This window comes from Vogesella sp. LIG4 (genome assembly GCF_900090205.1).
Classification (GTDB): Bacteria; Pseudomonadota; Gammaproteobacteria; order Burkholderiales; family Chromobacteriaceae; genus Vogesella.
Genome location: NZ_LT607802.1, coordinates 398,887 through 425,324 on the forward strand (window position 1 = coordinate 398,887; position 26,438 = coordinate 425,324).

At 65.0% G+C, this 26,438-nt stretch carries 28 protein-coding genes; 19 read left to right on the forward strand and 9 right to left on the reverse strand.

Features of this window, described 5'->3' with window-relative positions; translation table 11 throughout:
- Positions 1–252: 252 nt before the first annotated feature.
- Positions 253–1,179, forward strand: a complete 927-nt coding sequence (locus tag PSELUDRAFT_RS01890) for a LysR substrate-binding domain-containing protein (protein ID WP_088965244.1) — start codon at positions 253–255, stop codon at positions 1,177–1,179.
- 59 nt (positions 1,180–1,238) lie between these two features.
- On the opposite strand, the gene PSELUDRAFT_RS01895 is transcribed toward PSELUDRAFT_RS01890, so the two are convergent.
- A complete protein-coding gene (locus PSELUDRAFT_RS01895; protein ID WP_088965245.1) occupies positions 1,239–2,360 on the reverse strand; it encodes a beta-ketoacyl-ACP synthase III in 1,122 nt (373 codons plus the stop codon).
- A 353-nt stretch (positions 2,361–2,713) separates the two neighbouring features.
- On the opposite strand from PSELUDRAFT_RS01895, the gene iscR reads away from it, so the two are divergent.
- The 13 genes from iscR (at position 2,714) to PSELUDRAFT_RS01960 (ending at position 12,236) form a co-directional block, all read left to right on the forward strand.
- Positions 2,714–3,205, forward strand: a complete 492-nt coding sequence (gene iscR / locus PSELUDRAFT_RS01900) for a Fe-S cluster assembly transcriptional regulator IscR (RefSeq protein ID WP_088965246.1) — start codon at positions 2,714–2,716, stop codon at positions 3,203–3,205.
- 22 nt (positions 3,206–3,227) lie between these two features.
- Entirely contained in the window at positions 3,228–4,445 is a 1,218-nt protein-coding gene (locus PSELUDRAFT_RS01905) for an IscS subfamily cysteine desulfurase (RefSeq protein ID WP_088965247.1), read from the forward strand.
- A gap of 55 nt (positions 4,446–4,500) precedes the next feature.
- A complete protein-coding gene (gene iscU / locus PSELUDRAFT_RS01910) occupies positions 4,501–4,884 on the forward strand; it encodes a Fe-S cluster assembly scaffold IscU (protein WP_088965248.1) in 384 nt (127 codons plus the stop codon).
- Positions 4,885–4,937: 53 nt separating this feature from the next.
- Positions 4,938–5,261, forward strand: a complete 324-nt coding sequence (iscA, locus tag PSELUDRAFT_RS01915) for an iron-sulfur cluster assembly protein IscA (RefSeq protein WP_088965249.1) — start codon at positions 4,938–4,940, stop codon at positions 5,259–5,261.
- 86 nt (positions 5,262–5,347) lie between these two features.
- Entirely contained in the window at positions 5,348–5,881 is a 534-nt protein-coding gene (gene hscB / locus PSELUDRAFT_RS01920) for a Fe-S protein assembly co-chaperone HscB (RefSeq protein WP_088965250.1), read from the forward strand.
- A 57-nt stretch (positions 5,882–5,938) separates the two neighbouring features.
- A complete protein-coding gene (gene hscA, locus PSELUDRAFT_RS01925; RefSeq protein WP_088965251.1) occupies positions 5,939–7,798 on the forward strand; it encodes a Fe-S protein assembly chaperone HscA in 1,860 nt (619 codons plus the stop codon).
- Positions 7,799–7,845: 47 nt separating this feature from the next.
- Positions 7,846–8,187 carry an ISC system 2Fe-2S type ferredoxin gene (gene fdx / locus PSELUDRAFT_RS01930; protein WP_088965252.1) on the forward strand — a complete coding sequence of 114 codons (342 nt, stop codon included), beginning with the start codon at positions 7,846–7,848 and terminating at the stop codon, positions 8,185–8,187.
- Positions 8,188–8,198: 11 nt separating this feature from the next.
- A complete protein-coding gene (gene iscX / locus PSELUDRAFT_RS01935) occupies positions 8,199–8,393 on the forward strand; it encodes a Fe-S cluster assembly protein IscX (protein ID WP_088965253.1) in 195 nt (64 codons plus the stop codon).
- A gap of 133 nt (positions 8,394–8,526) precedes the next feature.
- Positions 8,527–9,162 carry a glutathione S-transferase family protein gene (locus tag PSELUDRAFT_RS01940; protein WP_088965254.1) on the forward strand — a complete coding sequence of 212 codons (636 nt, stop codon included), beginning with the start codon at positions 8,527–8,529 and terminating at the stop codon, positions 9,160–9,162.
- A gap of 78 nt (positions 9,163–9,240) precedes the next feature.
- Positions 9,241–9,855 (forward strand): uridine kinase, encoded by a 615-nt coding sequence (gene udk / locus PSELUDRAFT_RS01945; RefSeq protein WP_088965255.1) that lies wholly within the window; start codon positions 9,241–9,243, stop codon positions 9,853–9,855.
- Positions 9,856–10,080: 225 nt separating this feature from the next.
- Positions 10,081–10,341: a hypothetical protein gene (locus PSELUDRAFT_RS01950; protein ID WP_088965256.1), complete on the forward strand. Its 261-nt coding sequence runs from the start codon at positions 10,081–10,083 to the stop codon at positions 10,339–10,341.
- Between the two features lie 176 nt (positions 10,342–10,517).
- Entirely contained in the window at positions 10,518–11,732 is a 1,215-nt protein-coding gene (gene hmpA, locus PSELUDRAFT_RS01955; RefSeq protein ID WP_088965257.1) for an NO-inducible flavohemoprotein, read from the forward strand.
- Between the two features lie 57 nt (positions 11,733–11,789).
- Positions 11,790–12,236, forward strand: coding sequence for an Rrf2 family transcriptional regulator (locus PSELUDRAFT_RS01960; protein ID WP_088965258.1), 447 nt, complete (start codon positions 11,790–11,792; stop codon positions 12,234–12,236).
- Between the two features lie 69 nt (positions 12,237–12,305).
- Here PSELUDRAFT_RS01960 and hemN read toward each other — a convergent pair whose 3' ends face one another.
- Positions 12,306–13,712: an oxygen-independent coproporphyrinogen III oxidase gene (gene hemN / locus PSELUDRAFT_RS01965; RefSeq protein WP_088965259.1), complete on the reverse strand. Its 1,407-nt coding sequence runs from the start codon at positions 13,710–13,712 to the stop codon at positions 12,306–12,308.
- Between the two features lie 112 nt (positions 13,713–13,824).
- Between hemN and fnr the strand changes: the two genes are divergently transcribed.
- Positions 13,825–14,571: a fumarate/nitrate reduction transcriptional regulator Fnr gene (fnr, locus tag PSELUDRAFT_RS01970; protein ID WP_088965260.1), complete on the forward strand. Its 747-nt coding sequence runs from the start codon at positions 13,825–13,827 to the stop codon at positions 14,569–14,571.
- A 310-nt stretch (positions 14,572–14,881) separates the two neighbouring features.
- Here fnr and PSELUDRAFT_RS01975 read toward each other — a convergent pair whose 3' ends face one another.
- The 3 genes from PSELUDRAFT_RS01975 to PSELUDRAFT_RS01985 all read right to left on the reverse strand — a co-directional run bounded on the left by PSELUDRAFT_RS01975 (position 14,882) and on the right by PSELUDRAFT_RS01985 (position 17,175).
- Positions 14,882–15,337: a flavodoxin family protein gene (locus PSELUDRAFT_RS01975; protein ID WP_088965261.1), complete on the reverse strand. Its 456-nt coding sequence runs from the start codon at positions 15,335–15,337 to the stop codon at positions 14,882–14,884.
- Positions 15,338–15,344: 7 nt separating this feature from the next.
- The gene (locus PSELUDRAFT_RS01980; RefSeq protein ID WP_088965262.1) at positions 15,345–16,301 is read right to left on the reverse strand and encodes a DUF1853 family protein; all 957 of its coding nucleotides are present in this window, start codon (positions 16,299–16,301) and stop codon (positions 15,345–15,347) included.
- A gap of 97 nt (positions 16,302–16,398) precedes the next feature.
- Entirely contained in the window at positions 16,399–17,175 is a 777-nt protein-coding gene (locus PSELUDRAFT_RS01985; RefSeq protein WP_088965263.1) for an RNA methyltransferase, read from the reverse strand.
- A gap of 145 nt (positions 17,176–17,320) precedes the next feature.
- Between PSELUDRAFT_RS01985 and PSELUDRAFT_RS01990 the strand changes: the two genes are divergently transcribed.
- Both PSELUDRAFT_RS01990 and PSELUDRAFT_RS01995 read left to right on the forward strand, forming a co-directional pair.
- Positions 17,321–18,109: an inositol monophosphatase family protein gene (locus PSELUDRAFT_RS01990; RefSeq protein ID WP_088965264.1), complete on the forward strand. Its 789-nt coding sequence runs from the start codon at positions 17,321–17,323 to the stop codon at positions 18,107–18,109.
- A gap of 99 nt (positions 18,110–18,208) precedes the next feature.
- Entirely contained in the window at positions 18,209–18,427 is a 219-nt protein-coding gene (locus tag PSELUDRAFT_RS01995) for a TIGR02450 family Trp-rich protein (protein WP_088965265.1), read from the forward strand.
- Positions 18,428–18,521: 94 nt separating this feature from the next.
- Here PSELUDRAFT_RS01995 and PSELUDRAFT_RS02000 read toward each other — a convergent pair whose 3' ends face one another.
- From PSELUDRAFT_RS02000 to PSELUDRAFT_RS02015, 4 genes are all read right to left on the reverse strand, one after another.
- On the reverse strand, positions 18,522–18,659 hold the full coding sequence (locus tag PSELUDRAFT_RS02000; RefSeq protein WP_088965266.1) for a DUF3149 domain-containing protein: 138 nt from the start codon (positions 18,657–18,659) through the stop codon (positions 18,522–18,524).
- Between the two features lie 209 nt (positions 18,660–18,868).
- Positions 18,869–19,879, reverse strand: a complete 1,011-nt coding sequence (locus PSELUDRAFT_RS02005; RefSeq protein ID WP_088965267.1) for a cytochrome d ubiquinol oxidase subunit II — start codon at positions 19,877–19,879, stop codon at positions 18,869–18,871.
- Positions 19,876–21,213 carry a cytochrome ubiquinol oxidase subunit I gene (locus tag PSELUDRAFT_RS02010; protein WP_088965268.1) on the reverse strand — a complete coding sequence of 446 codons (1,338 nt, stop codon included), beginning with the start codon at positions 21,211–21,213 and terminating at the stop codon, positions 19,876–19,878. The genes PSELUDRAFT_RS02005 and PSELUDRAFT_RS02010 overlap by 4 nt, the downstream gene beginning before the upstream one ends.
- 2 nt (positions 21,214–21,215) lie before the next feature.
- A complete protein-coding gene (locus tag PSELUDRAFT_RS02015) occupies positions 21,216–21,785 on the reverse strand; it encodes a GbsR/MarR family transcriptional regulator (RefSeq protein ID WP_088965269.1) in 570 nt (189 codons plus the stop codon).
- A 166-nt stretch (positions 21,786–21,951) separates the two neighbouring features.
- Between PSELUDRAFT_RS02015 and PSELUDRAFT_RS02020 the strand changes: the two genes are divergently transcribed.
- Both PSELUDRAFT_RS02020 and mutS read left to right on the forward strand, forming a co-directional pair.
- Positions 21,952–23,796 (forward strand): diguanylate cyclase domain-containing protein, encoded by a 1,845-nt coding sequence (locus PSELUDRAFT_RS02020; RefSeq protein WP_088965270.1) that lies wholly within the window; start codon positions 21,952–21,954, stop codon positions 23,794–23,796.
- A gap of 94 nt (positions 23,797–23,890) precedes the next feature.
- Positions 23,891–26,434, forward strand: coding sequence for a DNA mismatch repair protein MutS (gene mutS / locus PSELUDRAFT_RS02025; RefSeq protein WP_088965271.1), 2,544 nt, complete (start codon positions 23,891–23,893; stop codon positions 26,432–26,434).
- Positions 26,435–26,438 lie beyond the last annotated feature (4 nt).

Consider the following 26,438-nt stretch of genomic DNA (forward strand, 5'->3'; position numbering starts at 1 on the left):
AATGACTTATCGCAGTGCATGATGTGGTTTTACTTGCCGATTCCGGCGCATTTTTCGCAGAACCCGCAAGCACATGCCCTATTTACACTCCGGCAATGCCTTTCCCGACCCCGTCCTGGGCCGATGGCGGCTGAGTATTTCACAAGCGACGCTATCACATCCACTGAGTAAAATTGATGTTCTATGTGATTTTGTTATAGTCTCGACAGATCTTCACTTAGCGGTGACATCGCGGTCACTGGCCAAATAAAAATGATTCGTTTTCGACAGATCGAAGCATTTCGCTGCCTGATGAGCTGCGGCACCACCGTCGCCGCGGCCCGGCGCATGCACATCACCCAGCCGGCGATCAGCCGCTTGATCGCCGATCTGGAGGAAGACCTGGGCTTCCGGCTGTTCAACCGCACCAAGGGGCGCATGGAGCCGACTACCGCCGCCATCCGTTTCCAGCGCGCGGTGGAGGAGAACTTTCTGGGGTTGGAGCGTCTGCGCCAGGCCGCCGAAACCATCCGTACCGATGAGAACGAAGGGCTGGCCATCGCCTGCATGCCTGTCCTTTCTACCAGCCTGCTGCCGCACATCCTCAAGGAGTTTTTCAAGCTGCGGCCGGATGTGCCGGTGAAAATCGATACCGTCGGCAATGCCGAGGTAATGGTGAAGCTGCAGGACTTGAAGGTGGACGTGGCGATCAGCCTGACCATTCCGGCCATTGCCGGCATCGAGGTGGAACCGCTGCTGGAGGCGCCGGCCCTGTGTGCGATGCGCGCCGACCACCCGTTGGCCGCACGCGAAGTGATCACTCCGCAGGACCTGGCGGAAGAAACCGTCATCGGCTGGATGCCCAACTACCCGCTGAGCCAGAACCAGGAAGACAAGTATTTCGGCCATGCCGGCGTCTACCCGCACTACACCATCCGCACCCACACCTCGCACACGCGCTACGCCATGGTGGCGCACGGCTTCGGCGTCTCCATCGTGGAGCCGTTCGCCTCGGAGCTATGGCAGTACCAGGGGGTGATCACCCGCCCCTTCGTCACCGAGTCGCGCCACAGCTATGTGCTGGCCTACCCGTCCAGCGGCAGCCGCTCCGCCATCCTGCAGGACTTCCGCCGCGCCACGCTGCGGGTGGTGAATGACAAGACCTTGCTGCCGTGGGCGATTCCGTTGACCCAGGAATAAGCGCAGCACAAACATCAAGGGCGCCCCGAGGGGCGCCCTTGATGTTGGCCGCAAGCCGCTCAGCGCTTGCGCAGGATCACGCTGCCCACCGAATAGCCGGCGCCGAACGACGACAGCACGCCGATATCGCCACTGGCCATGTCGGCATGGTGCAGGTGGAAGGCAATCACCGAACCGGCGGAGCTGGTATTGGCGTAGCGGTCCAGAATCACCGGCGCCTCCACCGAATCGGCATCGCGGCCCAGCACGCGGCGCGCAATCAGCTGGTTCATGCTCAGGTTGGCCTGATGCAGCCAGAAGCGCTTCACGCCGGCCGGTGCAATGGCGTGGCCGTCCAGGTGCGCCACGATATGCTCGCCCACCATCGGGCACACCTCTTTGAATACCTTGCGCCCCTGCTGCACGAACAGCTTGTCGCTGTTGTCGCTGCCGTTGGCGTCGCAACGGTTGAGGAAGCCGAAGTTGTTGCGGATGTTGTTGGAGAACACCGTGGCCAGCTTGCAGCCCAGCACCTCGAACACGTTGGCCGCAGCAGCGCTGTCGGCACGCTCCAGCACCACGGCGGTGCAGGCATCACCAAAGATGAAGTGGCTGTCGCGGTCGCGGAAGTTGAGGTGCGCCGAGCAGATCTCCGGGTTCACCATCAGCACCGCGCGCGCCTGGCCGCTGGCAATGGCATTCACTGCGGTCTGGATGCCGAAGGTGGCCGACGAGCAGGCCACGTTCATGTCGAAGGCAAAGCCATTGATGCCCAGCGCCTGCTGCAGCTCGATGGACAGCGCCGGGTACGGGCGCGGCATATTGGAACAGGCGGCGATCACCATATCGATGTCGGCGGCGGTCTTGCCGGCAGCGGCCAGCGCATCTCGTGCCGCGGCCAGCGCCATCTCGGCCGGCACCGACAGTGCGTCATTGTCGCGCGCCGGCAGCAGTGGCGCCATGCGCTGCGGGTCCAGCACGCCGCTGGCATCCATCAGGTAGCGCTGCTTGATGCCGGAGGCCTTTTCGATGAACTCGGCACTGGATGCCTGCAGCGGCTCGACAGTGCCGCTGGCAATGGCGCTGGCGTGCTGCTGGTTATAGTCATTTACATAGGCATTGAACGCCGTCACCAGCGCCTCGTTGCTGACGGCGTTGGGCGGGGTAAACAGGCCGCTGCCGCTAATCACCACATCATGCATGGTTGTTTCCTTCATCCTGTAACGGGCAGCAAGGCCCACAATCAATCAAACAATTGTTTGTATGATGATACACCAAGCCACCGCCCTGCCGGCAGTCGCCGCCGGGACAGGGCAAAAAACTCTGCCAAGGCTGCGAAAAGAAAGGTAAAATCCCCGCTTTCCCGCTGCAGCGCACCAAAGCCGCTGCGCACCGGCTACGTCGCAAGCACTAGGCCGGTTGCAGGATTCCCCCGCCGCAGCACAGCCTCTATCCTTGGCGACCATCCAGTCGCGAACTCCCGGCCAATAATAGTTGACTAAATTACTCGGAATTAGGGTATAATCGCGTCAACCACCCTGGGAGCCTAACTACCATGCGCCTCACCACCAAAGGACGTTTTGCCGTCACAGCCATGCTGGATCTCGCACTGCGCGAATCCGGCGGCCCGGTCACGCTGGCCGGCATCAGCGAGCGTCAGGGCATTTCCCTGTCCTACCTGGAGCAGCTGTTCGGCAAACTGCGCCGCGCGCAGCTGGTTGAAAGCGTGCGCGGCCCCGGCGGCGGCTACACCCTGGCGCGCACCGTGGCAGATATCTCCGTGGCAGACATCATTGTCGCCGTGGACGAACCGGTGGACGCCACACAGTGTGGCGGCCGCGAAAACTGCCACGATAATCACCGCTGCATGACCCACGACCTGTGGACCAGCCTTAACGCCACCATCTTCGACTACCTGTCCAAGATCACGCTGGCCAGCCTGGTGGACAACCAGAAGGCGAAAGACACCAGCGTCGTACAAGATCAACGCACCCTGCGCCGCACAGCCGCCTGTAGCGACGCCATCGCCGGCAGCAACGCTGCCTGACGCGACTACGTGGAGACCCGCAATGAGCGAGCTTAAGCACCCGATCTACCTTGACTACTCCGCCACCACCCCGATCGACCCGCGCGTGGCCGAGGTGATGATTCCGTACCTGACCGAAAAATTCGGCAACCCGGCATCGCGTAGCCACAGCTACGGCTGGGAGGCGGAAGAGGCAGTGGAAAACGCCCGTGCCGAAGTGGCGCGCCTGGTGAACTGCGACGCGAAGGAAATCGTGTGGACTTCCGGTGCCACCGAATCCAACAACCTGGCACTGAAGGGCGCCGCCCAGTTCTACAAGAGCAAGGGCAAGCACCTGATCACCCAGAAGACCGAACACAAGGCCGTGCTGGACACCATGCGCGAGCTGGAGCGCCAGGGCTTCGAGGTGACTTACCTCGACGTGCAGGAAAACGGCCTGGTGAGCATGGCCGATTTCGAAGCCGCGCTGCGCCCGGACACCATCCTCGCCTCCATCATGCTGGTGAACAACGAGATCGGCGTGATCCAGCCGGTAGCCCAGCTGGGTGAACTCTGCCGTGCCCGCGGTGTGCTGTTCCACGTGGACGCCGCCCAGGCCACCGGCAAGGTAGCCATCGACCTGGAACAGCTCAAGGTTGACCTGATGAGCTTCTCGGCGCACAAGACCTACGGCCCGAAAGGCATCGGCGCGCTGTACATCCGCCGCAAGCCGCGCGTGCGCCTGGAAGCACAGATGCACGGCGGCGGCCACGAGCGTGGTTTCCGCTCCGGCACCCTGGCCACCCACCAGATCGTGGGCATGGGCGAAGCCTTCCGCCTGGCGCGTGAAGAGATGCAGGCCGAAAACGCCCGCATCCTAGCGCTGCGCAACCGCCTGTGGGCCGGCCTGCAGAACATCGAAGAGGTGTACCTGAACGGCGACATGGACCATCGCGTTCCGCACAACCTGAACGTAAGCTTCAACTTCGTCGAGGGCGAAAGCCTGATCATGGCGATCAAGGATCTGGCCGTTTCCTCCGGTTCGGCCTGTACCTCCGCCTCGCTGGAGCCCTCCTACGTACTGCGCGCCCTGGGCCGCAACGACGAACTGGCGCACAGCTCGATCCGCTTCTCCATCGGCCGTTTCACCACCGAGCAGGACATCGACTACACCGTGAAACTGCTGCAGCAGAAGATCGGCAAGCTGCGCGAGCTGTCCCCACTGTGGGAAATGTTCAAGGACGGCATCGACCTCAACACCATCGAGTGGGCCGCCCACTAAACTGTTTTGATGATGCGGCCAACGTTACAGGGTTGGCCGCACGCAGGAGAAGACCATGGCATACAGCGACAAGGTAATGGACCACTACGAAAACCCCCGCAACGTGGGCGCTTTCGAAAAGGGTGACGAATCGGTTGGTACCGGCATGGTGGGTGCACCGGCCTGTGGCGACGTGATGAAACTGCAGATCAAGGTGAGCGAAGACGGCATCATCGAGGACGCCAAGTTCAAGACGTACGGCTGTGGCTCCGCCATCGCCTCCAGCTCGCTGGTAACCGAATGGGTTAAAGGCAAATCGCTGGACGAGGCAATGGCGATCAAGAACACCGAAATCGCCGAAGAACTGGCGCTGCCGCCGGTGAAGATCCACTGCTCGATCCTGGCCGAGGACGCCATCAAGGCGGCCGTAGCCGACTACAAGCAGAAGCACGCGAAATGATTCCACGGCGGGCCGCTGGCCCGCCGGCAGTACAACGCATAAGGCACAAGCAAATGGCAATCACGCTTACCGAACGCGCAGCAACTCACGTCAGCAACTTCCTCGCCAAGCGCGGCAAGGGCCTGGGCATCCGCCTGGGGGTGAAGACCTCCGGCTGTTCCGGCATGGCTTACAAGCTGGAGTTCGTCGACATCGCCAGCGATGAAGACGTTACCTTCCAGAGCCACGGCGTCACCGTATTCACCGACGCCAAGAGCCTGGCCTACCTGGATGGCACCGAGCTGGACTACGCCAAGGAAGGCCTGAACGAAGGCTTCCAGTTCAACAACCCGAACGTGAAGAACGAGTGCGGTTGCGGCGAAAGCTTCAACGTATAAGTCCGGTTTCCGTTACCGGCTGTGCCGCTTGTCTGTGGCAGAGCCGGTTTTGACGTTTTTCACCCCGGTTTTTGCAGAAAGCCCGCATGTCCGCCGACTTCTCGCAGGATCACTTCGCCCTGTTCCAGCTGCCGCGCCAGTTCCGCATCGACGCCACCCGGCTGGATAGCGCCTGGCGCACCGCCGCCGCCGCCGCGCATCCCGACCGCTTTGCCGCCGCCGGCGATGCCGAAAAGCGCGTAGCACTGATGCAGGCCACCCGCATCAACGAGGCGTACCAGACGCTGAAATCGCCGCTGGCGCGCGCGCGCTACCTGCTGCAGCTCGCCGGTGTGGATACCGCCGAAGAAACCAACACCAGCATGCCGCCGGCCTTCCTGATGGCCCAGATGGAATGGCGCGAGAACATCGAGGATGCCCGCCACGGCAAGGACGTGGCCGCGCTGGAAGCACTGTCGCAGCAGTTGCGCGGCGAAGTGAAGGCGCTGGAGAGCGAGCTGGCCGCCCAGCTGGACGACGCCGCCGACCACGCTGGCGCCGCACTGTCGGTACGCAAGCTGCGCTTTCTGGAAAAACTGGACCAGGAAATCGGCGACGCCGTCGAGGCCTTGCTGTACTGACCCCGAACCAACCCCGGGCTGGCCTGAGCCAGCCCCCGCACCGTTAGCAGACCCGACATGGCCCTACTGCAAATCGCCGAACCCGGCCTCTCCGCCGCCCCGCACCAGCACCGCCTGGCCGTGGGCATCGACCTGGGTACCACCAACTCGCTGGTTGCCACCGTGCGCAGCGGCAGTGCCGTGGTGCTGCCGGACGACCAGGGCCGCAACCTGCTGCCCTCCGTGGTGCGCTACGCGCCGGACGGCAGCGTGGTGGTGGGCCACGACGCACAGGCCGAGCAGAGCCGCGATGCGGCCAACACCGTGGTATCGGTGAAGCGCTTCATGGGCCGCGGCCTGGCCGACATCCAGGACGTTGGCCGCAGCCCCTACCGCTTCGTCGACGCGCCGGGCATGGTGCAGCTGGTCACCCGCGCCGGCCACAAGAGCCCGGTGGAAGTGTCCGCCGACATCCTGCGCACGCTGAACGGCCGCGCCGAAGCCAGCCTGGGCGGCGAACTGGTGGGCGCGGTGATCACCGTGCCGGCCTACTTCGACGACGCCCAGCGCCAGGCCACCAAGGATGCCGCGCGCTTGGCCGGCCTCAACGTGCTGCGCCTGCTGAACGAACCCACCGCCGCCGCCATCGCCTACGGCCTGGACAACGGCGCCGAAGGCACCTACGTGGTGTACGACCTGGGCGGCGGCACCTTCGACGTGTCGGTACTGGCGCTGTCGCGCGGCGTATTCGAAGTGCTGGCCACCAGCGGCGATTCCTCGCTGGGCGGCGACGACTTCGACCACCGCATCTACTGCTGGATTCTGGAACAGGCCGGCCTGCACGGCCTCACCGCGCAGGACACCCGCCTGCTGCTGACCCGCGCCCGCGAAGCCAAGGAGGCGCTGAGCGAGCACGCCAGCACCCGCGTCACCGCCCTGCTCTCCGACGGCCAGACCATAGACCTGGAACTGGCGCAGGCCACCTTCCACGACATCAGCAAGACCCTGCTGGACAAGACCCTGCTGCCGGTGCGCAAGGCGCTGCGCGATGCCAAGATCACCATCGACGACGTCAAGGGCGTGGTGATGGTGGGTGGCGCCACCCGCATGCCGCAGGTACAGAAAGCCGTGGGCGACTTCTTCGGCCGCCCGCCGCTGACCAACCTGGACCCGGATAAGGTAGTGGCGCTGGGCGCCGCCATCCAGGCCGATGTGCTGGCCGGCAACAAGGGCGGCGACGACTGGCTGCTGCTGGACGTGATTCCGCTGTCGCTGGGCATCGAAACCATGGGCGGGCTGGCGGAAAAGATCATCCCGCGCAACAGCACCATTCCGGTGGCGCGCGCGCAGGAATTCACCACCTTCAAGGACGGCCAGACCGCCATGTCCATCCACGTGGTGCAGGGCGAGCGCGAGCTGATTGCCGACTGCCGCAGCCTGGCCAAGTTCGTGCTGCGCGGCATTCCGCCGATGGTGGCCGGCGCGGCACGCATCCGCGTCACCTTCCAGGTGGATGCCGACGGCCTGCTGTCGGTCACCGCGCGCGAACTGACCTCCGGCGTGGAAGCGCACATCGAGGTGAAACCGTCCTACGGCCTGTCCGACGATGAAGTCAGCCGCATGCTCACCGAATCGATGAGCCACGTGCAGGAAGACATCAACGCCCGCAAGCTGCGTGAAGCCATCGTGGATGCCGAAAGCCTGGTAGCTGCCATCCAGGCCGCGCTGGATGTGGATGGCGACCTGCTGGAAGCCGAGGAACGCGCCGAGCTGGATGGCGCCATGGCCGGCCTACATACCGCCATCGCCACCCAGGTGACCCGCGAAGTCAACGCCGCCACCCAGCGCCTGAACCAGATCAGCGAGCCGTTCGCCTCGCGCCGCATGGATCGCAACATCCAGCGCGCGCTGAAGGGCAAGAACATCGGCGCGCTGTAAGCAATTGAGATAAACGGCCGTATCTGCGGCCAACAAAGGATTTCACCATGCCCCGCATCATCGTGCTGCCCAATACCGACCTGTGCCCGGACGGCGCCGTACTCGACGACGTAGCCACCGGCACCAGCGTCTGCGAGGCCCTGCTGGCCCACGACATCGAAATCGAGCATGCCTGCGAGATGTCCTGTGCCTGCACCACCTGCCACGTCATCGTGCGCGAAGGCTTCAACTCGCTGCCGCCGTCCGACGACCTGGAAGATGACATGCTGGACAAGGCCTGGGGCCTGGAAGCGCAATCGCGCCTGTCCTGCCAGGCCATCGTTGCCGACCAGGATCTGGTGGTGGAGATTCCGCGCTACACCATCAACCACGCCCGCGAACATCACTGAGGAGCCCGGCCATGAAGTGGAGCGACATCAACGACATCGCCATCGAACTGTGTGAAGCACACCCGGACATCGACCCGAAGAACGTGCGCTTCATCGACCTGCACAACTGGGTAGTGGATCTGCCCGGCTTCGACGACGACCACAAGCGTGGCGGCGAGAAGGTGCTGGAAGCCATCCAGCAGGCCTGGATCGACGAAGCGGAATAAGCCGCAAGGTTGGCCGCAAGCCGTAGCAAATGCCCTGCCCCGTGCAGGGCGTTTGCGTTTGGGCACACAGGCCGCCGGCAGGCTTTGCTATGCTGGATCATCCCCGCCATCACCATCTCATCCGGAGGCTGTCATGCTGACCCTGGTCATCGGCAACAAGAACTTCTCCTCGTGGTCGCTGCGCCCGTGGCTGGTGCTCAAGCACATCAGCGAACCGTTCCGCGAGCAGCACATCCGCCTGTTCATGCCGGACAGCCGCCAACACCTGCTGGCAGCCAACCCGGCCGGCAAGGTGCCGGTGCTGTACCACGACAATCTGCACGTGCACGACTCGCTGGCGATCTGCGAATACCTGAACGAGCTGTTCCCCGCCTCGCAGCTGTGGCCGGACGATGCTGCCGAGCGTGCCGAGGCGCGTGCCATCTCCGCCGAGATGCACAGCGGCTTTGGCGCCCTGCGCAGCGAGATGCCGTTCAACCTCACCCTGCGCACCCGCCATGAGCCGACGCCTGAGGCCGCCGCCGACATCCAGCGCATCAGCGACATCTGGCAACAGCTGCGCCAGCGCCACCAGGATGGCGGGCCGTGGCTGTTCGGCGGTTTCACCATCGCCGATGCCATGTTCGCCCCGGTGGCCTGCCGCTTCGTCAGCTACGGCATCGAGCTGCCGCCGCTGGCCGCCGCCTACGTCGACCACCTGCTGGAGCACCCGGCGATGCTGGAGTGGTATGACGCCGCCGAGGCGGAACAGGCCGCCACCGTGGCCTGACGTCCGCCGCACGGACAGGTAGTCGAACACGCGCTAACTCTTTAGAATGGCGCGTTTTTTTCTGGCTGGGCGAGACATATGACAACACCGTTCATCATCGGCATTGCCGGCGGCAGTGGCAGCGGCAAGAGCACCGTCACCCGCAAGGTGCTGGAAGCCATCGGCTCGGAAATGGCGGCGGTGATCGTGCAGGACTACTACTACCGCGACCAGAGCCACCTGAGCTTCGAACAACGCCTCGGCACCAACTACGATCATCCGCACGCCTTCGACTGGCCGCTGCTGATCGAGCACATCGACGACCTGCGCAACGGCCTGGGCATCGACATGCCGGTGTACGACTTTGCGCGCCACAACCGCGCCGAGGAAACCGTGCGCGTGGAGCCAGCGCCGGTAATCGTGATCGAAGGGTTGTTCCCGCTGTACGATGCGGCGCTGCGCGACATGATGTCGCTGAAGATCTTCGTGGACACCGACGCCGACGTGCGTTTCATCCGCCGCCTCAAGCGCGACATCGCCGAGCGCGGCCGCACCACCGACAATGTGATCGAGCAGTACCTGGCCACCGTGCGCCCGATGCACAACCAGTTCATCGAGCCCACCAAGCGTTTTGCCGACGTGATCCTGCCGCACGGCGCCAACGAGCCGGCGGTGGATATCATTACCACCAAGGTGGCGAGCCTGATCGCCTGACACCCGATCTGCCGCGCTTCGGCGATACGGCGTTAAAAACGTCGTCGGAATGCTCATTTACTACTTGTAAATTCCGCTTCCTCAGCCGTTTTTGCCTTGTCTCGCTCTAGCTCGCGAGATCGGGAGTAGTCCCTGTTGCAACTTTCTAGCTGCAGCCATATCGAAGCCGACATGCTGCGGCCAACCCCAGGGTTGGCCGCAAGCCTTATCCACAGGGGAGAACCCATGCAGACACTGAAACCGCGCAACCCGTTTGCGCACGCACCGCAGATGAAAAAGGGCGGCGCCCACCAACGCGGCGCCTCCGGCCTGCGCTTTGGCCACAAGCAGGCACTGCTGGCCGAGCTGGACGACTGGTACCAGGAAACACACTGGCACACCGCCGCCGACGGCACACAGGAGGCGGACAGCAACGAACAACCGGGCTGCGGCCCGGTTTTTTCATGCCTGTCGCGCTGTGTGACACACTTGCCCGCCCCCTGCTGAGCCGTTCCCACATCCGTCGTGACAGTGCCACTTTGAACATGTATAGTTTGCACATCTTTATTTGCACCGCAGCCAGCAGCCCATGCCGAACCATCACGGCCGGGTAGCGGGCGGCCCTGAACGGGCGCTGGCGACTTAAAAAATGTATTAAACACACATCTTAAAAGGAAGCACACATGCTGGATGCAGCCACCCGCCAACTGGTCAAAGCCACCGCCCCGGTACTGAAAGAGCACGGCGTTACCCTCACCCGCCACTTCTACGCCCGCATGTTCCAGCACAACCCGGAACTGAAGCAGATCTTCAACCAGGGCCACCAGCAGGCCGGCAGTCAACAGCAGGCGCTGGCCATGGCGGTAGCCGCCTACGCCGAGCACATCGACGACCCGTCGGTACTGGCACCAGTACTGGCGCTGGTAGCCAACAAGCACGCCAGCCTGGGCATTCGCGCCGAGCACTACCCGATTGTTGGTGGCCACCTGCTGGCGTCCATCCGTGAAGTGCTGGGCGATGCCGCCAGCGACGAACTGATCGCCGCCTGGGCCGCCGCCTACGGCCAGCTGGCCGACATCCTGATCGCCGAAGAAGGCAAGCTGTACCAGCAGTCCGCCAACCAGCCAGGCGGCTGGAGCGGCTGGCGCGGTTTCAAGGTTGGCCGCAAGGTGGTGGAAAGCGAAGAGATCACCTCCTTCTACCTGCAGCCGGCCGATGGCGGCCCGCTGCCGCAGTACCGCCCGGGCCAGTACCTGTCGGTACGCCTGCCGGTGCCGCAACTGGGCATGATGCAGCCACGCCAGTACAGCCTGTCGGCCGCACCCGGCGGCAGCGCGCTGCGTATCTCGGTGAAGCGCGAAGCCGGCAACGACACCCCGGCCGGCATGGTATCCAACCAGCTGCATGATGCGGTGAACGTGGGCGACCTGCTGGACGTGGCACCGCCGCTGGGCGACTTCTTCCTTCATGAAGAGCGCAGCGGCCCGGTGGTACTGATCAGCGCCGGCGTCGGCATCACCCCGATGCTGTCCATGCTGGAACAGCTGCTGCAACAGGACAGCCCGCGCAGCATCCGCTTCCTGCATGCCTGTCGCCATGGCGGCGTGCACGCCTTCCGCCAGCAGCTGGACAACTGGAGCCGCGAATACCCGCAGCTGCAGGCGCACACCTGGTACGAGTTCCCGCGTGCCGGGGACGTATCCGGCCGCGACTACCAGCAAGTTGGCCGCATGGCACTGAACACCGTTGCCGCCGATGCCGTGCTGCCCGATGCCGACTACTACCTGTGCGGCCCGCTGCCCTTCATGCAGCAGCAGAAGCAGGCGCTGCTGGCCCTGGGCGTGGACGCTGCGCGCATCCATGCCGAGGCCTTCGGCACCGGCGGCGCCGGCCTGTAATTGAGCGGACGGCGCAGGCGGCGTATGCTCCTACCTTTGCCCTAGACCACAGCAGCCATGCAACTTACGCATTTCACCGACCTCGGCCTGCGGGTACTGATGTACCTGAGCGAGCCGCGCGATACCCCGGTAACCATCGGCGAAATCGCCGAGCAGTTTTCCGCCTCGCGCAATCACCTGGTGAAGGTGGTGCACTTCATGGCGCAACAGGGCTGGCTGGCCACCAGCCGGGGCAAGGGTGGCGGCCTGGCGCTGGCACGCGCGGCCAGTCAGTACCGGCTGGGCGAGGTGATCCGCACGCTGGAAGACATCGGCGACCTGATCGACTGCGCCGAGCCGCCGTGCTTCCTGCGCGGGCGCTGCCGCCTCAAGGGCGTACTGGACGAAGCGCTGCGGGCATTCTTTGCCGTGCTGGACCGCTACACCCTGGCCGACGTGGTGGCCAGCCCCACCGCCGAGGCGCTGGTGGTGCTGCATCGCATGGGGCTACAGGCACGCGTCTGAGCCCTGCGGCCAATCCCAGAAACACAAAAAGCCCGGCAACTGCCGGGCTTTTTTACTGGCGCAAGGCGCTCAGATGGTCTTGGAGTAGCGCGCCTTGGTCTCGCGCTCGCGCAGGTGGCGGTCGAACACCATGGCGATGTTGCGGATCAGGAAGCGGCCCTTGGGCGCCACCATCAGGAAATCACCGTCGAAGGTCAGCAGGCCCATGTGCTGGAACTCGCGGATCAGCGGCAGCTCGTCGGCAAAGTAATTGGCGAAATTGATGCCGAAGGTTTCCTCGATCGCCTCCACCGACAGCGAGAAGCGGCACATCAGCGACTGGATCACGCTGCGACGCAGGATATCGTCCTGGGTCAGCGTCATGCCGCGCAGCACCGGCAGGTGGCCGGCATCCAGCGCCGCGTAGTAGGCATCAATGTCCTTCTCGTTCTGCGAATAGCACGGGCCGACCTTGCCGATGGACGACACGCCCAGGCCGATCATGTCGCAGTCGGCGTGGGTGGAGTAGCCCTGGAAGTTGCGCTGCAAACGGCCCTGCTGCAGCGCGCGGGTCAGCTCGTCATCCGGCTTGGCAAAGTGGTCCATACCGATGAACACGTAGCCGGCATCGGTAAGCTGCTGCACCGAGTGCTGCAGGATATCCAGCTTGTGCGCGGCGCTGGGCAGATCGGCCTCGTTGATGCGACGCTGCGGCATGAACACGCTGGGCAGGTGCGCGTAGTTGTACAGCGCGATGCGGTCCGGGTTCATCGCCACCACCTTGTCCACGGTGCGGCGCACCGACTCGGCGTTCTGCAGCGGCAGGCCGTAGATCAGGTCCACGCTCACCGACTTGAAGCCGGCCTCGCGCGCGGCGTCGATCACGGTGAGGGTTTCTTCCTCGCTCTGGATGCGGTTCACCGCCTGTTGCACCGCCGGGTCGAAATCCTGGATGCCCACGCTCATGCGGTTGAAGCCCAGCCGGCCCAGGTGCAGCACGGTGTCGCGGCCAACCTTGCGCGGGTCTATCTCGATGGAAAACTCGCCGTCAGGCAGCAGCTCGAAATACTTGTTGATCACCGCCATCACCCGGCTGAGCTGCTCGTCGGACAGGAAGGTGGGCGTGCCGCCGCCAAAATGCAGCTGGATCACCTTCTCGCGGTAGCCCAGGCGCCCCGCCACCAGCGCAATTTCCTTTTCCAGGTAATCCAGGTACTGGTCGGCGCGGCTCTTGTCCTTGGTGATGATCTTGTTGCAGCCGCAGTAGTAGCAGATGGTGTTGCAGAACGGCACGTGCACGTACAGCGAGATCGGCCGGTGGCTGGCGCCGATGGCGTGCTGCTGCAACCAGTGTTCGTAATCCTTCACGCCGAAACCGCCATGAAAACGGTCTGCAGTCGGGTAGGAAGTGTAGCGCGGGCCGGAACCTTCAAGCTTTTCGATAAGCTCCCGATCGAAAATACACTGGGTCGGCATAAACGGTGTGGTGGGTGTCATAGCTGTTCTTGCTTGGAAAACTGGTGGTGGGCTGGTAAATTTGCGCTAATTGACACTTGCCGCGCTTTGACACGCGTCAAGTCAAGCCTCCAGCCTTGCGAATCCGGAAACCATGACCGAGCAATCCCCCACCCTGCACACGCTGAAAGTGTCGTGCTCCAATTGCAGTCTGCGTGAACTCTGCCTGCCGGTTGGCCTCAACCGCGAAGAAATGGCCCAGCTTGATGCGGTGATCCGCCAGAGCCGCCGCCTGAAGCGTGGCGAGTACCTGTTTCACTCCGGCGAGGGCTTCCGTTCGCTATATGCCGTGCGTACCGGCTTCTTCAAAACCTGCGTCTCCAGCCAGGACGGCCGCGAGCAGGTAACCGGCTTCCAGATGTCCGGCGAGCTGATGGGCCTGGACGGCATCTCCACCAGCCAGCACGGCTGCGACGCCATTGCGCTGGAAGACAGCGAGGTGTGCGAGCTGCCGTTCAACCGCATGGAGACCCTGGGCCGCGACATTCCCAGCCTGCAGCACCATTTCTTCCGCCTGATGAGCCGCGAGATCGTGCGCGACCAGTCGGTAATGCTGCTGCTGGGCAATATGAAAGCCGAAGAGCGCCTGGCCGCCTTCCTGCTCAACCTGTCGCAGCGTCTGTCGGCACGCGGCTTTGCCGCTTTCGACTTCATCCTGCGCATGAGCCGCGAGGAAATCGGCAGCTTCCTGGGCCTGAAACTGGAAACCGTCAGCCGCACGCTGTCCAAGTTCCAGCAGCAGGGCTGGCTGAAAGTGGACCACAAGCACATCCAGGTACTGCAGCCGGAAGAACTGAAGGCACTGGTGGCCGGCTGCGCGCAGGCCAACACCCTGCGCTGAGCGCCAGCCGTGCAGATCCAACGCCCCGCCGATGCGGGGCGTTTTGTTTTGGGCGGACTTGCGGGGGAGGAGAAAACGTAATCCGGCCTATGCAATGGAATTGTCGGGTGAAACCTGCCGTAGGGCGGGTTGGCCGCAGGCCATACCCGCGCGATGGGAACGCTGCACGCGGGTATGAAGCGTTGCTTCTACCCGCCCTACAAGCTTGCGGCCAACGTTGTGGCACGCCCAAAACCCATGGCAGCACCGGCAAAACAGCTCCGCACAAGGTTGGCCGCATGGCGGTGGAACACCTCGTGAGGCTGCCGCCCTACAGCATGCCTATCGACAACGCCGCCGCCAGCGTGGCGCCCAGTTCGGCGGCCTCCGCCAGCACCTGCGGCGTCACCTCCCCCTTCACCAGCAAGGGTGGCAATGCCTCGTGCAGCGGGTAGCCGCTGGCGATGCGGCGAATGGCGGTGAGTGCACCCTGGCCGTCGTTGCCGGCACTGATGATCACCGCGTACGGCAGTCCCTCCACCTTGCCCTGCGCCGGGTAGAAGGTGCGGTCGAGAAAATCCTTCAGCGCACCGGCCATGTAGCCGAAGTTCTCCGGCGTGGCCAGCACCAGCGCCTGGCAGGCCAGCAGGTCGTCGATACCGGCCTGCAGTGCCGGCAGCACCCGCACCGCCACATTGTCCTCGCCACCGGCCGCCGCGGCGGCAGCCGTCACCAGCGCGTGGGTGTGGCCGCTCTGGCTGGCGTAGACGAACAGCAGGGTTTTCATGCCGCGCTCACGAGGCGGCCAGCGTGCGCTGCAGTTCGACCAGCATGCCGGGCAGCGGCCAGTCATCGCGCACCACGAAGCCGCGGGCGATTTCGTGCCAGTCGCCATCCGCGCCCGGCACCAGTTCGGCCACCAGCCGCGCACCGTCGGCCTCGGCCAGTACCGCGCGCAGCTGCGGCAGGGTCAGCACCGCCTCGGCGGCGGCGCGCGCCGGCGCCAGCCAGCTCAGCCGCGGCAGCAGCAGCCAGCGGCTGTCGGCACTGTGCTGCGGCCAGGCCGCGGACAAATGCCGCCACCAGCCGCAGCAGGCGTCGCTATTGCACGGGAATTGCGGCCGCGGTGCCCCCGGGTAGAACAGCCAGCCGGTAAGGCGGCTGTAGGCCGGGCAGCCGGCAAAACCGGCGGGCAGCTGCGCCGCCGGGTGACAGCTCAGCGCCAGCTGGCTGGCGAGCTTGCGGTATTTCAGCGGCCAGGCATCGCGCAGACTGGGGCCGACCAGCTCGCCACCGGCATCATCCAGTTGCAGGTAGAACTTGCTGGCGGCCTCCAGGTGCAGCGGCTGGCCATCGACACGCAGCAGGAAGTCGAATTCGCCGACGCTGCGGCCGTGCTCGGCCAGCGGCAGGTTGGCCGCCACGCAATCGATGTGGCTCGCATGGGTGAACCAGAACGCCAGCAGCTGCTCGGCATACACGCCCAGCCGCCGCGTGGGCCGCGCCGCCAGCCAGTCCAGCAGCGGCTGCGGTGCGGCATCCAGCGCCGTGAGCTGCGGCCAACCTTGCGGCCCCAGCAGGCGCGCGCAGTCGATTTCGGCGCCGCTATGCCACGGCGCCGCGGCGGTGAGCAGGAAAGCAAGATCGCGCACCGGCTGGCAGCGCAGTGCCGTGTAAGGTTCGGCCAGCCGGTGGCGATAGTCGGGCACCTCGGAAAACGCCAGCTTTCGTCGCGATCCTGCGTTGCTCATAAAAAATTCCTCCTTACATATCAAGCATATGCTGCGTCGGAATTGTTCATTCGCGCCTTGTCTCGCTTAGAAATCCGGGTTTCTCGAGGTACCCTGTTCATGATGCGCTGTCGCCCCCGTCGCCGCCCTGCTCCTTGCCGGCCAGACGCTGCGCCTGCTTGTAGAAGCCGCGCAGGATGTCGATCTCCTCGCGCAGCAGGCCGGCGCGATGGAACATGGTGCGCAGGCGGCGGATCATGCGTTCGCTGTTGCGGCGGCGGTAGTAGCCGATGTCTTCCAGCGTGGCGTCCAGGTGGTCCACCATGCCGTCCACCTCGCCCTGGGTGGCGCTGTTGCCGTCCGGCTTCAGGTAGTCGACGGTGAAGCCGGTGTGGCTGAACAGCTCGTAGGTCATCACCTGCACCGCCATGGCGAGGTTGAGCGAGAAGTAGTCCGGGTTGCCGGGAATGGTCACCAGCCGGTTGCACTGCTCCACTTCCTCGATGGACAGGCCGAAGGTCTCGTTGCCGAACACCAGCGCCACCTGCTCGCCTTCACGCGCGCGGGCGATCAGCTCCGGCGTGGTTTCGCGCGGGGTGGACAGCGGCGTGGTGAGTTCGCGGCGGCGGCTGGTCAGCGCGCAGGCCACGGTCACGTCGGCCAGCGCCGCGGCCAGCGTGGGCACCACGATGGCAGTCTGCAGCACGTCCACCGCACCGGAAGCCAGGGTGTCGGCCTCCTCGGACGGGAACACCTTGGGCTCCACCAGGTACAGCCGGGTGAGGCCCATGGTTTTCATCGCCCGCGCCGCCGAACCGATATTGCCCGGGTGGTTGGGACGCGCCAGCACGACGCGAATGTTCTTCAAAAAATCAGGTACTTGGGGTTTATTCATTGGGTGTTTTTGCGTAGAATCGCGGGTCTTTCCGAAACGCCCGCCACCGCGGCGGGGTTTTGTCGCTCCTTAACCCAGACAGTTTACGGCAGGCGTTGGCCGCAAGGCGGACAACGATTGCCTATTTCCTATTGTGAGGCCGTCAATGCATCCTATGCTCAATGTCGCGGTAAAAGCCGCTCGCCGTGCCGCCAATGTGATCCAGCGCGCATCGCTGAACCTGGACACCATTCGCGTCGAAAACAAAAAGCACAACGACTTCGTTTCCGAAGTGGACCGTGCTGCCGAACAGGCGATCATTGAGGTCATTCTGGATGCGTATCCGAAGCACGGGATTCTAGCAGAAGAGTCCGGCGCTTCCGGCCTTGGCGCCGCCGAATACGAGTGGATCATCGATCCGCTGGACGGCACCACCAACTTCATTCACGGCCACCCGCAGTACTGCATCTCCATCGCGCTGGCACACAAGGGCCAGATCCAGCAGGGCGTGGTGTATGACCCGAACCGCAACGATCTGTTCACCGCCAGCCGTGGCGTGGGCTCGTTCCTGAACGACCGCCGCATCCGCGTATCCAAGCGCATCAACATGAACGAATGCCTGATCTCCACCGGCTTCCCGGTAGTAGACCAGAGCATGCTGGACACCCACCTCGACATTCTCAAGGACGTGCTGAAGAAAACCGCCGGCGCCCGCCGCGAAGGCTCCGCCGCGCTGGACCTGTGCAACGTGGCCTGCGGCCGCGTGGATGGTTTCTTCGAATTCAACCTCAAGCCGTGGGATATCGCTGCGGGCAGCCTGATCGTGCAGGAAGCCGGTGGCATGGTTACCGACTTCCAGGGTGAACAGACCTGGTTCGAAAGCGGCGACATCGTGGCCGCGCCGCCGAAAGTACTGGGCCAGCTGCTGCCCATCATCGCGCAACACGTGAAGTAAGCACGCCGCAACGCGGCAAAGCAAAGCCCCCGTGCGCTAATACCGCCGGGGGCTTTGTGCATTCGGGAACTGCCGGCCGTGCCGGCGCCTCCAAGCGCCATGCCGATCGACCCTCACACGCTGCACGGCAGTAAATGGACCGCCGTTACTCCGCAGCAGCCGGAAAAACACTTCATGGTAGTCAAGGTGGAGCATGACGCCTTCGACACCCGGAAGGTGCTGCGCATCACGCTGGAAGCAGTGTGGACGCATCGCCGCTGCACCCTGCCCTGGCGCGAGCTGATGGATGAGGCGTGCTGGCGGCACGGCTGGCTGTAGCCGCGCAAAAAAAAAAAAGGGGTACGGCCCACCACCGTACCCCCAAACACACACACATCAAGAGGATCTTTGCCGGCTTAGGCCGCCGGCGGCCTTACTGCTCGTCGTCGTGCGACTTGGCTTTCTTGATGAAGTAACTCACCACGACGCTGACGATGACGGTTGTAACGCTGATGACGATGATGCTCAGTCGACCTACATCATCTGAAAGCAGTTGTTTCCACAGTTCCATGATGCTCTCCCTCCGGCTACCCGGCATTCAATCCGAATGAGGCGATCATACCCCCGTTCACACTAGGGGCTTTGATGCAAATCAAGCCGTCAGCATAGCGGTAACCGTTTGTATCGCCGCAGCGCAACAAGGCGCACAGTCGTGCGTAAGCCCATGAAAAAAAGGGCAGAATTTCTTCTGCCCTTTTGCGTTGGCGCAATGTTTGCCACTCAGGAATAGCTTAATCCGCGCGCCTTGCCCCAGAACACGCGGTAGGCAAATACGGTGTAGGCAATGATGGCCGGCAGCACCACCGCGGCGCCAGCCAGGATCACCCACAGCGCCTCCGGGTCGCTGGCTGCCTGCCAGATGTCCAGCCGGCCGATGACGATCTGCGGGAACACGCTGTAGGCCAGCCCCCAGAACGCCAGCAGCACGATGCCCACCGTGGCGGCAAACGGCAGCCAGCAGAAGTTGTCGCGCCCGGCGGCCTGGCGGGCTGCCAGCCTGGGCAGGCTCATCGCCAGCAGCACGAACAGCGCCAGGCTCACCAGCGGCAGCGGCAACAGCAGCAGGAAGTCCGGCAGCACGAACCACTTGGCAGCGATGCGCGGGTTGGCCAGCGGCGTGGCAATCGACACCAGCAGCACCGCGAGGCCGGTACCCAGCAGCGCACGCTGCGCCCAGCGCGTGGCACGCTGCTGCAACTCGCCCTCGGTTTTCATGATCAGCCAGCTCGCCCCCAGCAACACGTAGCCGGCAGCCAGCCCGGCACCGGCCAGCAGCGCAAAGCCCCAGGCGGCGGCGCCGGGTGCAAAGCCGGTAAGGTAGCGCCCCAGCATCACGCCCTGGCTCAATGCGGCCAACAGCGAGCCGGCGGCGAAGGCGGTGTTCCACGCCGGCTGGTGATGCGCCTGCGCCTTGACGCGGAAGTCGAACGCCACCCCGCGCAGAATCAGCCCCAGCAGCATCAGCGCCACCGGCAGGTACAGCTCGCCCAGGATGATGCCGTGCGCCAGCGGGAAGGCCACCAGCAGCAGGCCCACACCCAGCACCAGCCAGGTCTCGTTGGCATCCCAGAACGGGCCGATGCTGGCGATCATGGTGTCGCGCTGGCCGTCGCTGCCCAGCGGCAGCAGTATGCCCACCCCCAGGTCGTAGCCGTCCAGGATCACATAGGCCAGCAGCGAGATGGCCATCAGGCCGGCGAAGATCACCGGCAATACCAGTTCCGCAGTCATGCCGTCACTCCTTCAAGGTTGGCCGCAAGCGGCTTGCCGGCCTTGCGCGCCAGGTAGAACACCACCGACACATAGCTCGCCAGCAGCACCACATACAGCGTCAGATACATCAGCAGCGTGGACAAAATCATGCCGCCACCCACCGTGGAGGCGGCATCGGCGGTACGCAGGATGCCGGTGACCAGCCACGGCTGGCGGCCGATCTCGGTAACGAACCAGCCCGCCACCGTGGCCAGCCAGCCGGAAAACGTCATCGCCACCAGCACCCGCGCCAGCCAGGGCGCCGGCGCCCCGCGGCGGCGCAGCTGCCACAGTGCCAGCCAGCTGGACAGCAGCATCAGCCCGCCCATCGCCACCATCACGCGAAAGCTCCAGAACACCTTGGCCACCGGCGGATGCGCGTCGGCAAACTGCTCCAGGCCGCGGATCTCGCCATCGGCGTGGTGGGTGATGATCACGCTGGCCAGCTTCGGCACGCCCACCGCATAGCGGTTGCTGTGGCTGGCCTCGTCCGGCAGCGCGAACAGCAGCAGCGGCGCGCCGCGTTCGGTGTGCCACACGCCTTCGATGGCGGCCAGCTTGGCCGGCTGGTGCTCGAAGGTGTTCAGGCCGTGCGCATCGCCAGCCAGTATCTGCAGCGGAATCAGCACTGCGGCCAACGTTACGCCGGTGCTCAGCGCGGCACGCACGCTGGCGGCACGGTCGCCGCGCAGCCAGCGGTAGGCGGACACCCCGGCCACCAGGAAGGCCACCGTCAGGCCGGAGGCCAGCAGCATGTGGGTGAGGCGGTAAGGCATGGACGGGTTGAAGATCACCGCCAGCCAGCTCTGCACATGCACCTTGCCGCCCACCACGCTGACGCCGGCCGGCGTCTGCATCCAGGAGTTCAGCGCGATGATCCAGAACGCCGACACCGTGGTGCCGAACGCCACCAGGAAGGTAGCCAGCGTGTGCACGCGGTTGCTCACCCGCGAGCGGCCGAACAGCATCACCCCCAGGAAGGTGGCCTCCAGGAAGAACGCCGTCAGCACCTCGTAGGCCAGCAGCGGCCCGGCCACGTTGCCGACATGCTGCATATAGCCCGGCCAGTTGGTGCCGAACTGGAAGCTCATGGTGATGCCGGACACCACGCCCAGCGCGAAGGTGAGTGCGAAGATCTTCACCCAGAAGCCGTAGGCGTCCATCCACGCCTCATCGCCGCTGCGGTCGTAACGGCGCTTGAAGAACAGCAGCACCCAGCCCATGGCGATGCTGATGGTGGGAAACAGGATGTGAAAGCTGATGTTGGCCGCAAACTGGATGCGCGCCAGCGTGACGGGGTCGAGCGACGTCATGATTACTCCTCCTTGCCGCCGTCGCGGCCAGCCAGCCGCGACAGGCTCTGGGTGAACTGCAAAACCTTCTGCACCTGGCTGCCCAGCTTCATCAGCTTCTGCAGCGTCTCCACGTCCATATCGCGGATGTCGGCAAACCAGCGCGTCACCAGCTCGATCAGCTGGTACATCTCGTTCATGCGCGCCTGCGCGTGGCGCTCGGCCTCGCTGTCCGGCGATTGCAGCATGGCGCCGCGCAGCATGGTCAGCGTCGGCTCCACCTCGCGCTTCTGCCGCTCCTCGGCCAGCGTCTTGAATATGGCCCACACGTCTTCCGGCGTGGAGAAATACTCGCGGCGATCGCCCGGCAGGTGCTGCAATTTCACCAGGCGCCAGGCCTGCAGCTCCTTCAGCGCCATGCTGGTATTGGAGCGCGAACAGCCGATGGCTTCCACGATGTCGTCGGCGTTCAGCGGCTTGTCGGAGACATACAGCAACGCGTAGATCTGGCCCACGGTGCGGTTGATGCCCCAGTGGCTGCCCATCTCGCCGAAATGCAGCACGAAGGACTGGATCAGGGGTGGCAGATTCATTGCTTTTCCAATTTTCAGTAATTTCTGAAAGTTTGACATACATCAAAGACCAGGTACAAGCAGATTCGCCTGTTCGCCACGGCAAACGCTCAATTACGTCGTTTAAAGATTGTTGACCTTCACGGGAGTCGCCATACTCGAAAGGTCGCCACCCGCCGAGCCCTCCATGCCCGACCCTTCCCGGTTCAGCCTCGATTTGCTGCACGCCACCGCCGACGCCACCGGCGGCGACTACCTGCATGCGCTGACCAGCAAGCTGGCCTCCGTGCAGCCGGGCTGCATCGCCATCGTGGCGCAGCCAAGCTACCAGCCGCGCCTGGCCGCCCACGTGCTGTACAGCAGCCAGCCGCTGCCACAGGCCCACTACCCCGCGGCCGGCAGCAGCTGCCAGCAGGTCATGCACAGCGGCCAGCCACTGCTGCGGCAGCAGGCGCCGCAGGGCGGCATCGCCGCGCCCGCCGGCAGCCCGTGGCAGGCCTATGCCGGCTGGCCGCTGCAGGACGAACATGGCGATAGCCTGGGCGTGCTGGCGCTGTTCAGCCCGCAGCCGCTGCCCGGCGGGCTGCTGGCGGCAGTGGCGCCGTTTGCCCGCCGCGCCAGCGCCGAGCTGCAACGCCTGCGCCATGACGATGAACAGCAGCAGCGCATGCGCTGGCACGCCCTGCACAGCAGCGTGCTGCGCCAGTACCTGGATGGCCGGGTAACCTTGCCGGCACTGCTGGAGCTGGTGGTACAGCAGATCGAGCGCCAGCAGCCGGACTGGCTGTGCACCATCGTGCTGCTGGACGACGAACAGCGCATGCGCCCGCTGGCCACGCCGTCGCTGCCGGCGGCCTACAGCGCCCTGCTGCAGGGCATGGCCATCGGCCCGGCGGTAGGCAGCTGCGGCGCCGCCGCCTGGCATGGCCAGCGCGTGGTGGCGGAAAACCTGCAGCAGCACCCCAACTGGCAGCCCTACCGCGACATCGCCGCCCGCTTCGGCCTGGGCAGCTGCTGGTCCGAGCCCATCATCGACAGCCACGGCAAGGTGCACGGCACCTTTGCCGTCTATCAGCAGCGGCCGGCCACACCCACGCCGCAGGCCATCACCATCCTGGAAGACTGCGCCCGCCTGCTGGCGGTGATGATGGAAAACAGCGAGATGCGCCGCTCGCTGGACAGCCGCACCGGCTGGTACCAGGCGGTGCTGCAGAACTCGGCCGATGCGCTGTCGGTCATCGACCTCGACGGCCGCTTTCTGGAAGTGAGCGACTCGCTATGCCAGATGCTGGGCTACAGCTCGCAGGAGCTGCTGGCCATGCACCTGTGGCAGGTCGTGCCCGAGGTGACGCCGGAACTCATCCGCCAGCGCCTGGCCACCACCGACGAAGACGGCGAAACCTTCGACAGCGTCAACCGCCATCGCGACGGCCACCTCATCGACGTGGAAGTCAGCGCCCGCCGCATCACCCTGGATGGCCGCCAGGTAATCTGGGGCTCGGCGCGCGACATCGGCGAGCGCAAGGCGCTGGAGCGGCTGCTGCGCGAGCAGGCCTGTACCGACATGCTCACCGGCCTCGCCAGCCGCCGCCATTTCCTGCAGCAGCTCGACAAGGCGCTGACCCACCCCGCCGGCAGCGCCGTGCTATGGATGCTGGACCTGGATTTCTTCAAGCAGATCAACGACCGGCACGGCCACGACTGCGGCGACCACGCGCTGGCGCACTTCGCCGGCCTGTTGCGCCAGCAGCTGCCGCCCGGCACGCCGGCGGGCCGCCTGGGCGGCGAGGAATTCGCCGTCCTGCTGTGTGCCGGCACGCCGCAGCAGGCGCAGCAGCTGGCCGAGGCTTTCCTGGCCGCGCTGCGCCGCCAGCCGCTGAGCTACCAGCAGCACACGGTGGCGCTCACCGTGTCCATAGGCCAGGTCTGCGTGGCGGCGGGCGAGGACAGCCGCAGCCTGCTGGCCCGCGCCGACCAGGCGCTGTACCTGGCCAAGCACGCCGGCAGGGATTGCTGTGTTTCGCTGCCGTGACGTACCGATTGGCATCCCGTAAAATGTCGCGCCGCGCCCCGCCAGTCGGGGCGCCAGCATTTTTGCGGCCAACCTTTTGCCCAGGATTCACCCGATGAGCACGCCCCAGCACACCCCGATGATGCAGCAGTACCTCGCCCTGAAACGCGAACACGCCGACAAGCTGCTGTTCTACCGCATGGGCGACTTCTACGAGCTGTTCTACGAGGACGCGGAGAAAGCCTCGCGCCTGCTGGACATCACCCTCACTGCGCGCGGCGCCAGCGGCGGTGCGCCGATCAAGATGGCCGGCATCCCCTACCACGCGGCGGAAGGCTATCTGGCGCGGCTGGTGAAGATGGGCGAATCGGTGGCCATTGCCGAGCAGATCGGCGACCCGGCGCTGGCCAAGGGCCCGGTGGAGCGCAAGGTGGTGCGCATCGTCACCCCCGGCACGCTGACCGACGCCGCGCTGCTGGACGACAAGCGCGACAACCTGGTGCTGGCCATCAATATGCACAAGGGCGTGCTGGGCCTGGCCTGGCTGTCACTGGCCAGCGGCGAATTCCGCATCATGCAAACCGGCGTGGAAGAGCTGCACAGCGAGCTGGAGCGGTTGAAGCCGGCCGAGCTGGTGATACCGGACGACACCGGCCTGGCGGCGTTCGAGGCCATCACCATGCCGCGCAAGAAGCTGCCGCCGTGGCAGTTCGACGTGGAATCGTCGCAGCTGGCGCTGACCCGCCACTTCGGCACCCGCGACCTGGCCGGCTTCGGTGCCGACACCCTGCCGGTGGCAGTGGGCGCCGCCGGCGCCTTGCTGGAGTACGTCAAATCGACGCAGGGGGTGAACCCGGCGCACATCGCCCAGCTGGCGGTGGAAGACGCCGGCGAGCTGATCCGCATGGACGCCGCCACCCGCCGCAACCTGGAACTCACCGAAACCATCCGCGGCGAGTCCTCCCCTACGCTGGCATCCTTGCTGGACACCTGCGCCACCAGCATGGGCAGCCGTCTGCTGCGCCACTGGCTGCATCACCCCATCCGCCTGCACGACAAGCTGGCCCGCCGCCAGCAGGCGGTGCGCGCGCTACTGGCCGCGCACGGCGAGGTGCACAGCCAGCTGCGCGAGGTGGCCGACATCGAGCGCATCACCGCGCGCGTGGCACTGCGCTCGGCGCGCCCGCGTGACCTGGCGGCACTGCGCGATTCGCTGGCGGCACTGGCCGGAGTGAAAACGTTGGCCGCAAGCCTGCCGGCGCCACTGCTGGGCGAGCTGGCGGCACTGCTGCCGGACAACTCGCCGGTGCAGAGCATGCTGACCGAAGCGATCCTGCCGGAGCCGTCCACCTTCCTGCGCGACGGCGGCGTGATCAACCACGGCTTCCATGCCGACCTGGACGAGCTGCGCGCCATCCAGACCGACTGCGGCGACTTCCTCCTGGCGCTGGAAGCGCGCGAGAAGGAACGCAGCGGCATCAGCACACTGAAGGTGGAATTCAACAAGGTGCACGGCTTCTATATCGAGGTCAGCAAGGCGCAGTCCGACAAGGTGCCGGACGACTACCGCCGCCGCCAGACGCTGAAGAACGCCGAACGCTACATCACCCCGGAGCTGAAGGCCTTCGAGGACAAGGCGCTGTCGGCGCAGGACAAGTCGCTGGCGCTGGAAAAGCAGCTGTACGAAGCACTGCTGGACCGGCTGGCGCCGTTCATCAGCGAGCTGAAGCTGATCGCCCAGGCGGTGGCCGGTCTTGACGTGCTGTCCGCCTTTGCCGAGCGCGCACAGACCCACAACTACGTGGAGCCGGAATTCGTGGCCGACACCCGGCTGGACATCATCGCCGGCCGCCACCCGGTGGTGGAGGCGGAGGTGGAGCGCTTCATCGCCAACGACACCCGCCTGGCCGCCGAGCGCAAGCTGCTGCTGATCACCGGCCCGAACATGGGCGGTAAATCCACCTATATGCGCCAGAACGCGCTGATCACCCTGATGGCGCACATCGGCAGCTTCGTGCCGGCGCAGAGCGCCACCATCGGCCAGATCGACCGCATCTTCACCCGCATCGGCGCCAGCGACGACCTGGCCGGCGGGCGCTCCACCTTCATGGTGGAGATGACCGAGACCGCCAACATCCTCAACAACGCCAGCGACAAATCACTGGTGCTGATGGACGAGGTTGGCCGCGGCACTTCCACTTTCGATGGCCTGGCACTGGCCTGGGCCATCGCCCGCGCGCTGATCGAAAAGAGCCGCGCCTACACCCTGTTCGCCACCCACTACTTCGAGCTGACCAGCCTGGCCGGCGAGTACGACTCGGTGGCCAACGTGCACCTGTCGGCAGTGGAGCACAAGGACCGCATCGTGTTCCTGCACCACGTGGAGGACGGCCCGGCCAGCCAGAGCTACGGCCTGGCGGTGGCGCAGCTGGCCGGCGTGCCGCCCAGGGTGATCCGCGAAGCGCGCCGCTACCTCACCGAGCTGGAAAACGAATCCGCCGCCCGCGCCCAGCCGGACCTGTTCAGCAGCCCGGTGGTAATCCAGCACGAGCCGGAGCCGCACCCGGCGCTGGAGGCGCTGCTGGAACTGGACGTGGACAATCTTTCGCCCCGCCAGGCGCTGGACAAGCTGTACGAGTTGCAAAAGATGACAAAATAAAGGC

What these genes read in the sequence shown, in the direction of transcription:
- iscX (WP_088965253.1), top strand. Translation starts at nt 8,199, where the DNA reads ATGAAGTGGAGCGACATCAACGACATCGCCATCGAACTGTGTGAAGCA.
- hscA (WP_088965251.1), top strand. Translation starts at nt 5,939, where the DNA reads ATGGCCCTACTGCAAATCGCCGAACCCGGCCTCTCCGCCGCCCCGCAC.
- PSELUDRAFT_RS02005 (WP_088965267.1), bottom strand. Translation starts at nt 19,879, where the DNA reads ATGACTGCGGAACTGGTATTGCCGGTGATCTTCGCCGGCCTGATGGCC.
- iscA (WP_088965249.1), top strand. Translation starts at nt 4,938, where the DNA reads ATGGCAATCACGCTTACCGAACGCGCAGCAACTCACGTCAGCAACTTC.
- PSELUDRAFT_RS01985 (WP_088965263.1), bottom strand. Translation starts at nt 17,175, where the DNA reads ATGAATAAACCCCAAGTACCTGATTTTTTGAAGAACATTCGCGTCGTG.
- PSELUDRAFT_RS01890 (WP_088965244.1), top strand. Translation starts at nt 253, where the DNA reads ATGATTCGTTTTCGACAGATCGAAGCATTTCGCTGCCTGATGAGCTGC.
- fdx (WP_088965252.1), top strand. Translation starts at nt 7,846, where the DNA reads ATGCCCCGCATCATCGTGCTGCCCAATACCGACCTGTGCCCGGACGGC.
- hscB (WP_088965250.1), top strand. Translation starts at nt 5,348, where the DNA reads ATGTCCGCCGACTTCTCGCAGGATCACTTCGCCCTGTTCCAGCTGCCG.
- PSELUDRAFT_RS02015 (WP_088965269.1), bottom strand. Translation starts at nt 21,785, where the DNA reads ATGAATCTGCCACCCCTGATCCAGTCCTTCGTGCTGCATTTCGGCGAG.
- PSELUDRAFT_RS01895 (WP_088965245.1), bottom strand. Translation starts at nt 2,360, where the DNA reads ATGCATGATGTGGTGATTAGCGGCAGCGGCCTGTTTACCCCGCCCAAC.
- hemN (WP_088965259.1), bottom strand. Translation starts at nt 13,712, where the DNA reads ATGACACCCACCACACCGTTTATGCCGACCCAGTGTATTTTCGATCGG.
- PSELUDRAFT_RS01990 (WP_088965264.1), top strand. Translation starts at nt 17,321, where the DNA reads ATGCATCCTATGCTCAATGTCGCGGTAAAAGCCGCTCGCCGTGCCGCC.
- udk (WP_088965255.1), top strand. Translation starts at nt 9,241, where the DNA reads ATGACAACACCGTTCATCATCGGCATTGCCGGCGGCAGTGGCAGCGGC.
- PSELUDRAFT_RS01980 (WP_088965262.1), bottom strand. Translation starts at nt 16,301, where the DNA reads ATGAGCAACGCAGGATCGCGACGAAAGCTGGCGTTTTCCGAGGTGCCC.
- hmpA (WP_088965257.1), top strand. Translation starts at nt 10,518, where the DNA reads ATGCTGGATGCAGCCACCCGCCAACTGGTCAAAGCCACCGCCCCGGTA.
- PSELUDRAFT_RS01995 (WP_088965265.1), top strand. Translation starts at nt 18,209, where the DNA reads ATGCCGATCGACCCTCACACGCTGCACGGCAGTAAATGGACCGCCGTT.
- PSELUDRAFT_RS02000 (WP_088965266.1), bottom strand. Translation starts at nt 18,659, where the DNA reads ATGGAACTGTGGAAACAACTGCTTTCAGATGATGTAGGTCGACTGAGC.
- fnr (WP_088965260.1), top strand. Translation starts at nt 13,825, where the DNA reads ATGACCGAGCAATCCCCCACCCTGCACACGCTGAAAGTGTCGTGCTCC.
- PSELUDRAFT_RS02020 (WP_088965270.1), top strand. Translation starts at nt 21,952, where the DNA reads ATGCCCGACCCTTCCCGGTTCAGCCTCGATTTGCTGCACGCCACCGCC.
- PSELUDRAFT_RS01940 (WP_088965254.1), top strand. Translation starts at nt 8,527, where the DNA reads ATGCTGACCCTGGTCATCGGCAACAAGAACTTCTCCTCGTGGTCGCTG.
- PSELUDRAFT_RS01960 (WP_088965258.1), top strand. Translation starts at nt 11,790, where the DNA reads ATGCAACTTACGCATTTCACCGACCTCGGCCTGCGGGTACTGATGTAC.
- mutS (WP_088965271.1), top strand. Translation starts at nt 23,891, where the DNA reads ATGAGCACGCCCCAGCACACCCCGATGATGCAGCAGTACCTCGCCCTG.
- PSELUDRAFT_RS01950 (WP_088965256.1), top strand. Translation starts at nt 10,081, where the DNA reads ATGCAGACACTGAAACCGCGCAACCCGTTTGCGCACGCACCGCAGATG.
- iscR (WP_088965246.1), top strand. Translation starts at nt 2,714, where the DNA reads ATGCGCCTCACCACCAAAGGACGTTTTGCCGTCACAGCCATGCTGGAT.
- PSELUDRAFT_RS02010 (WP_088965268.1), bottom strand. Translation starts at nt 21,213, where the DNA reads ATGACGTCGCTCGACCCCGTCACGCTGGCGCGCATCCAGTTTGCGGCC.
- PSELUDRAFT_RS01975 (WP_088965261.1), bottom strand. Translation starts at nt 15,337, where the DNA reads ATGAAAACCCTGCTGTTCGTCTACGCCAGCCAGAGCGGCCACACCCAC.
- PSELUDRAFT_RS01905 (WP_088965247.1), top strand. Translation starts at nt 3,228, where the DNA reads ATGAGCGAGCTTAAGCACCCGATCTACCTTGACTACTCCGCCACCACC.
- iscU (WP_088965248.1), top strand. Translation starts at nt 4,501, where the DNA reads ATGGCATACAGCGACAAGGTAATGGACCACTACGAAAACCCCCGCAAC.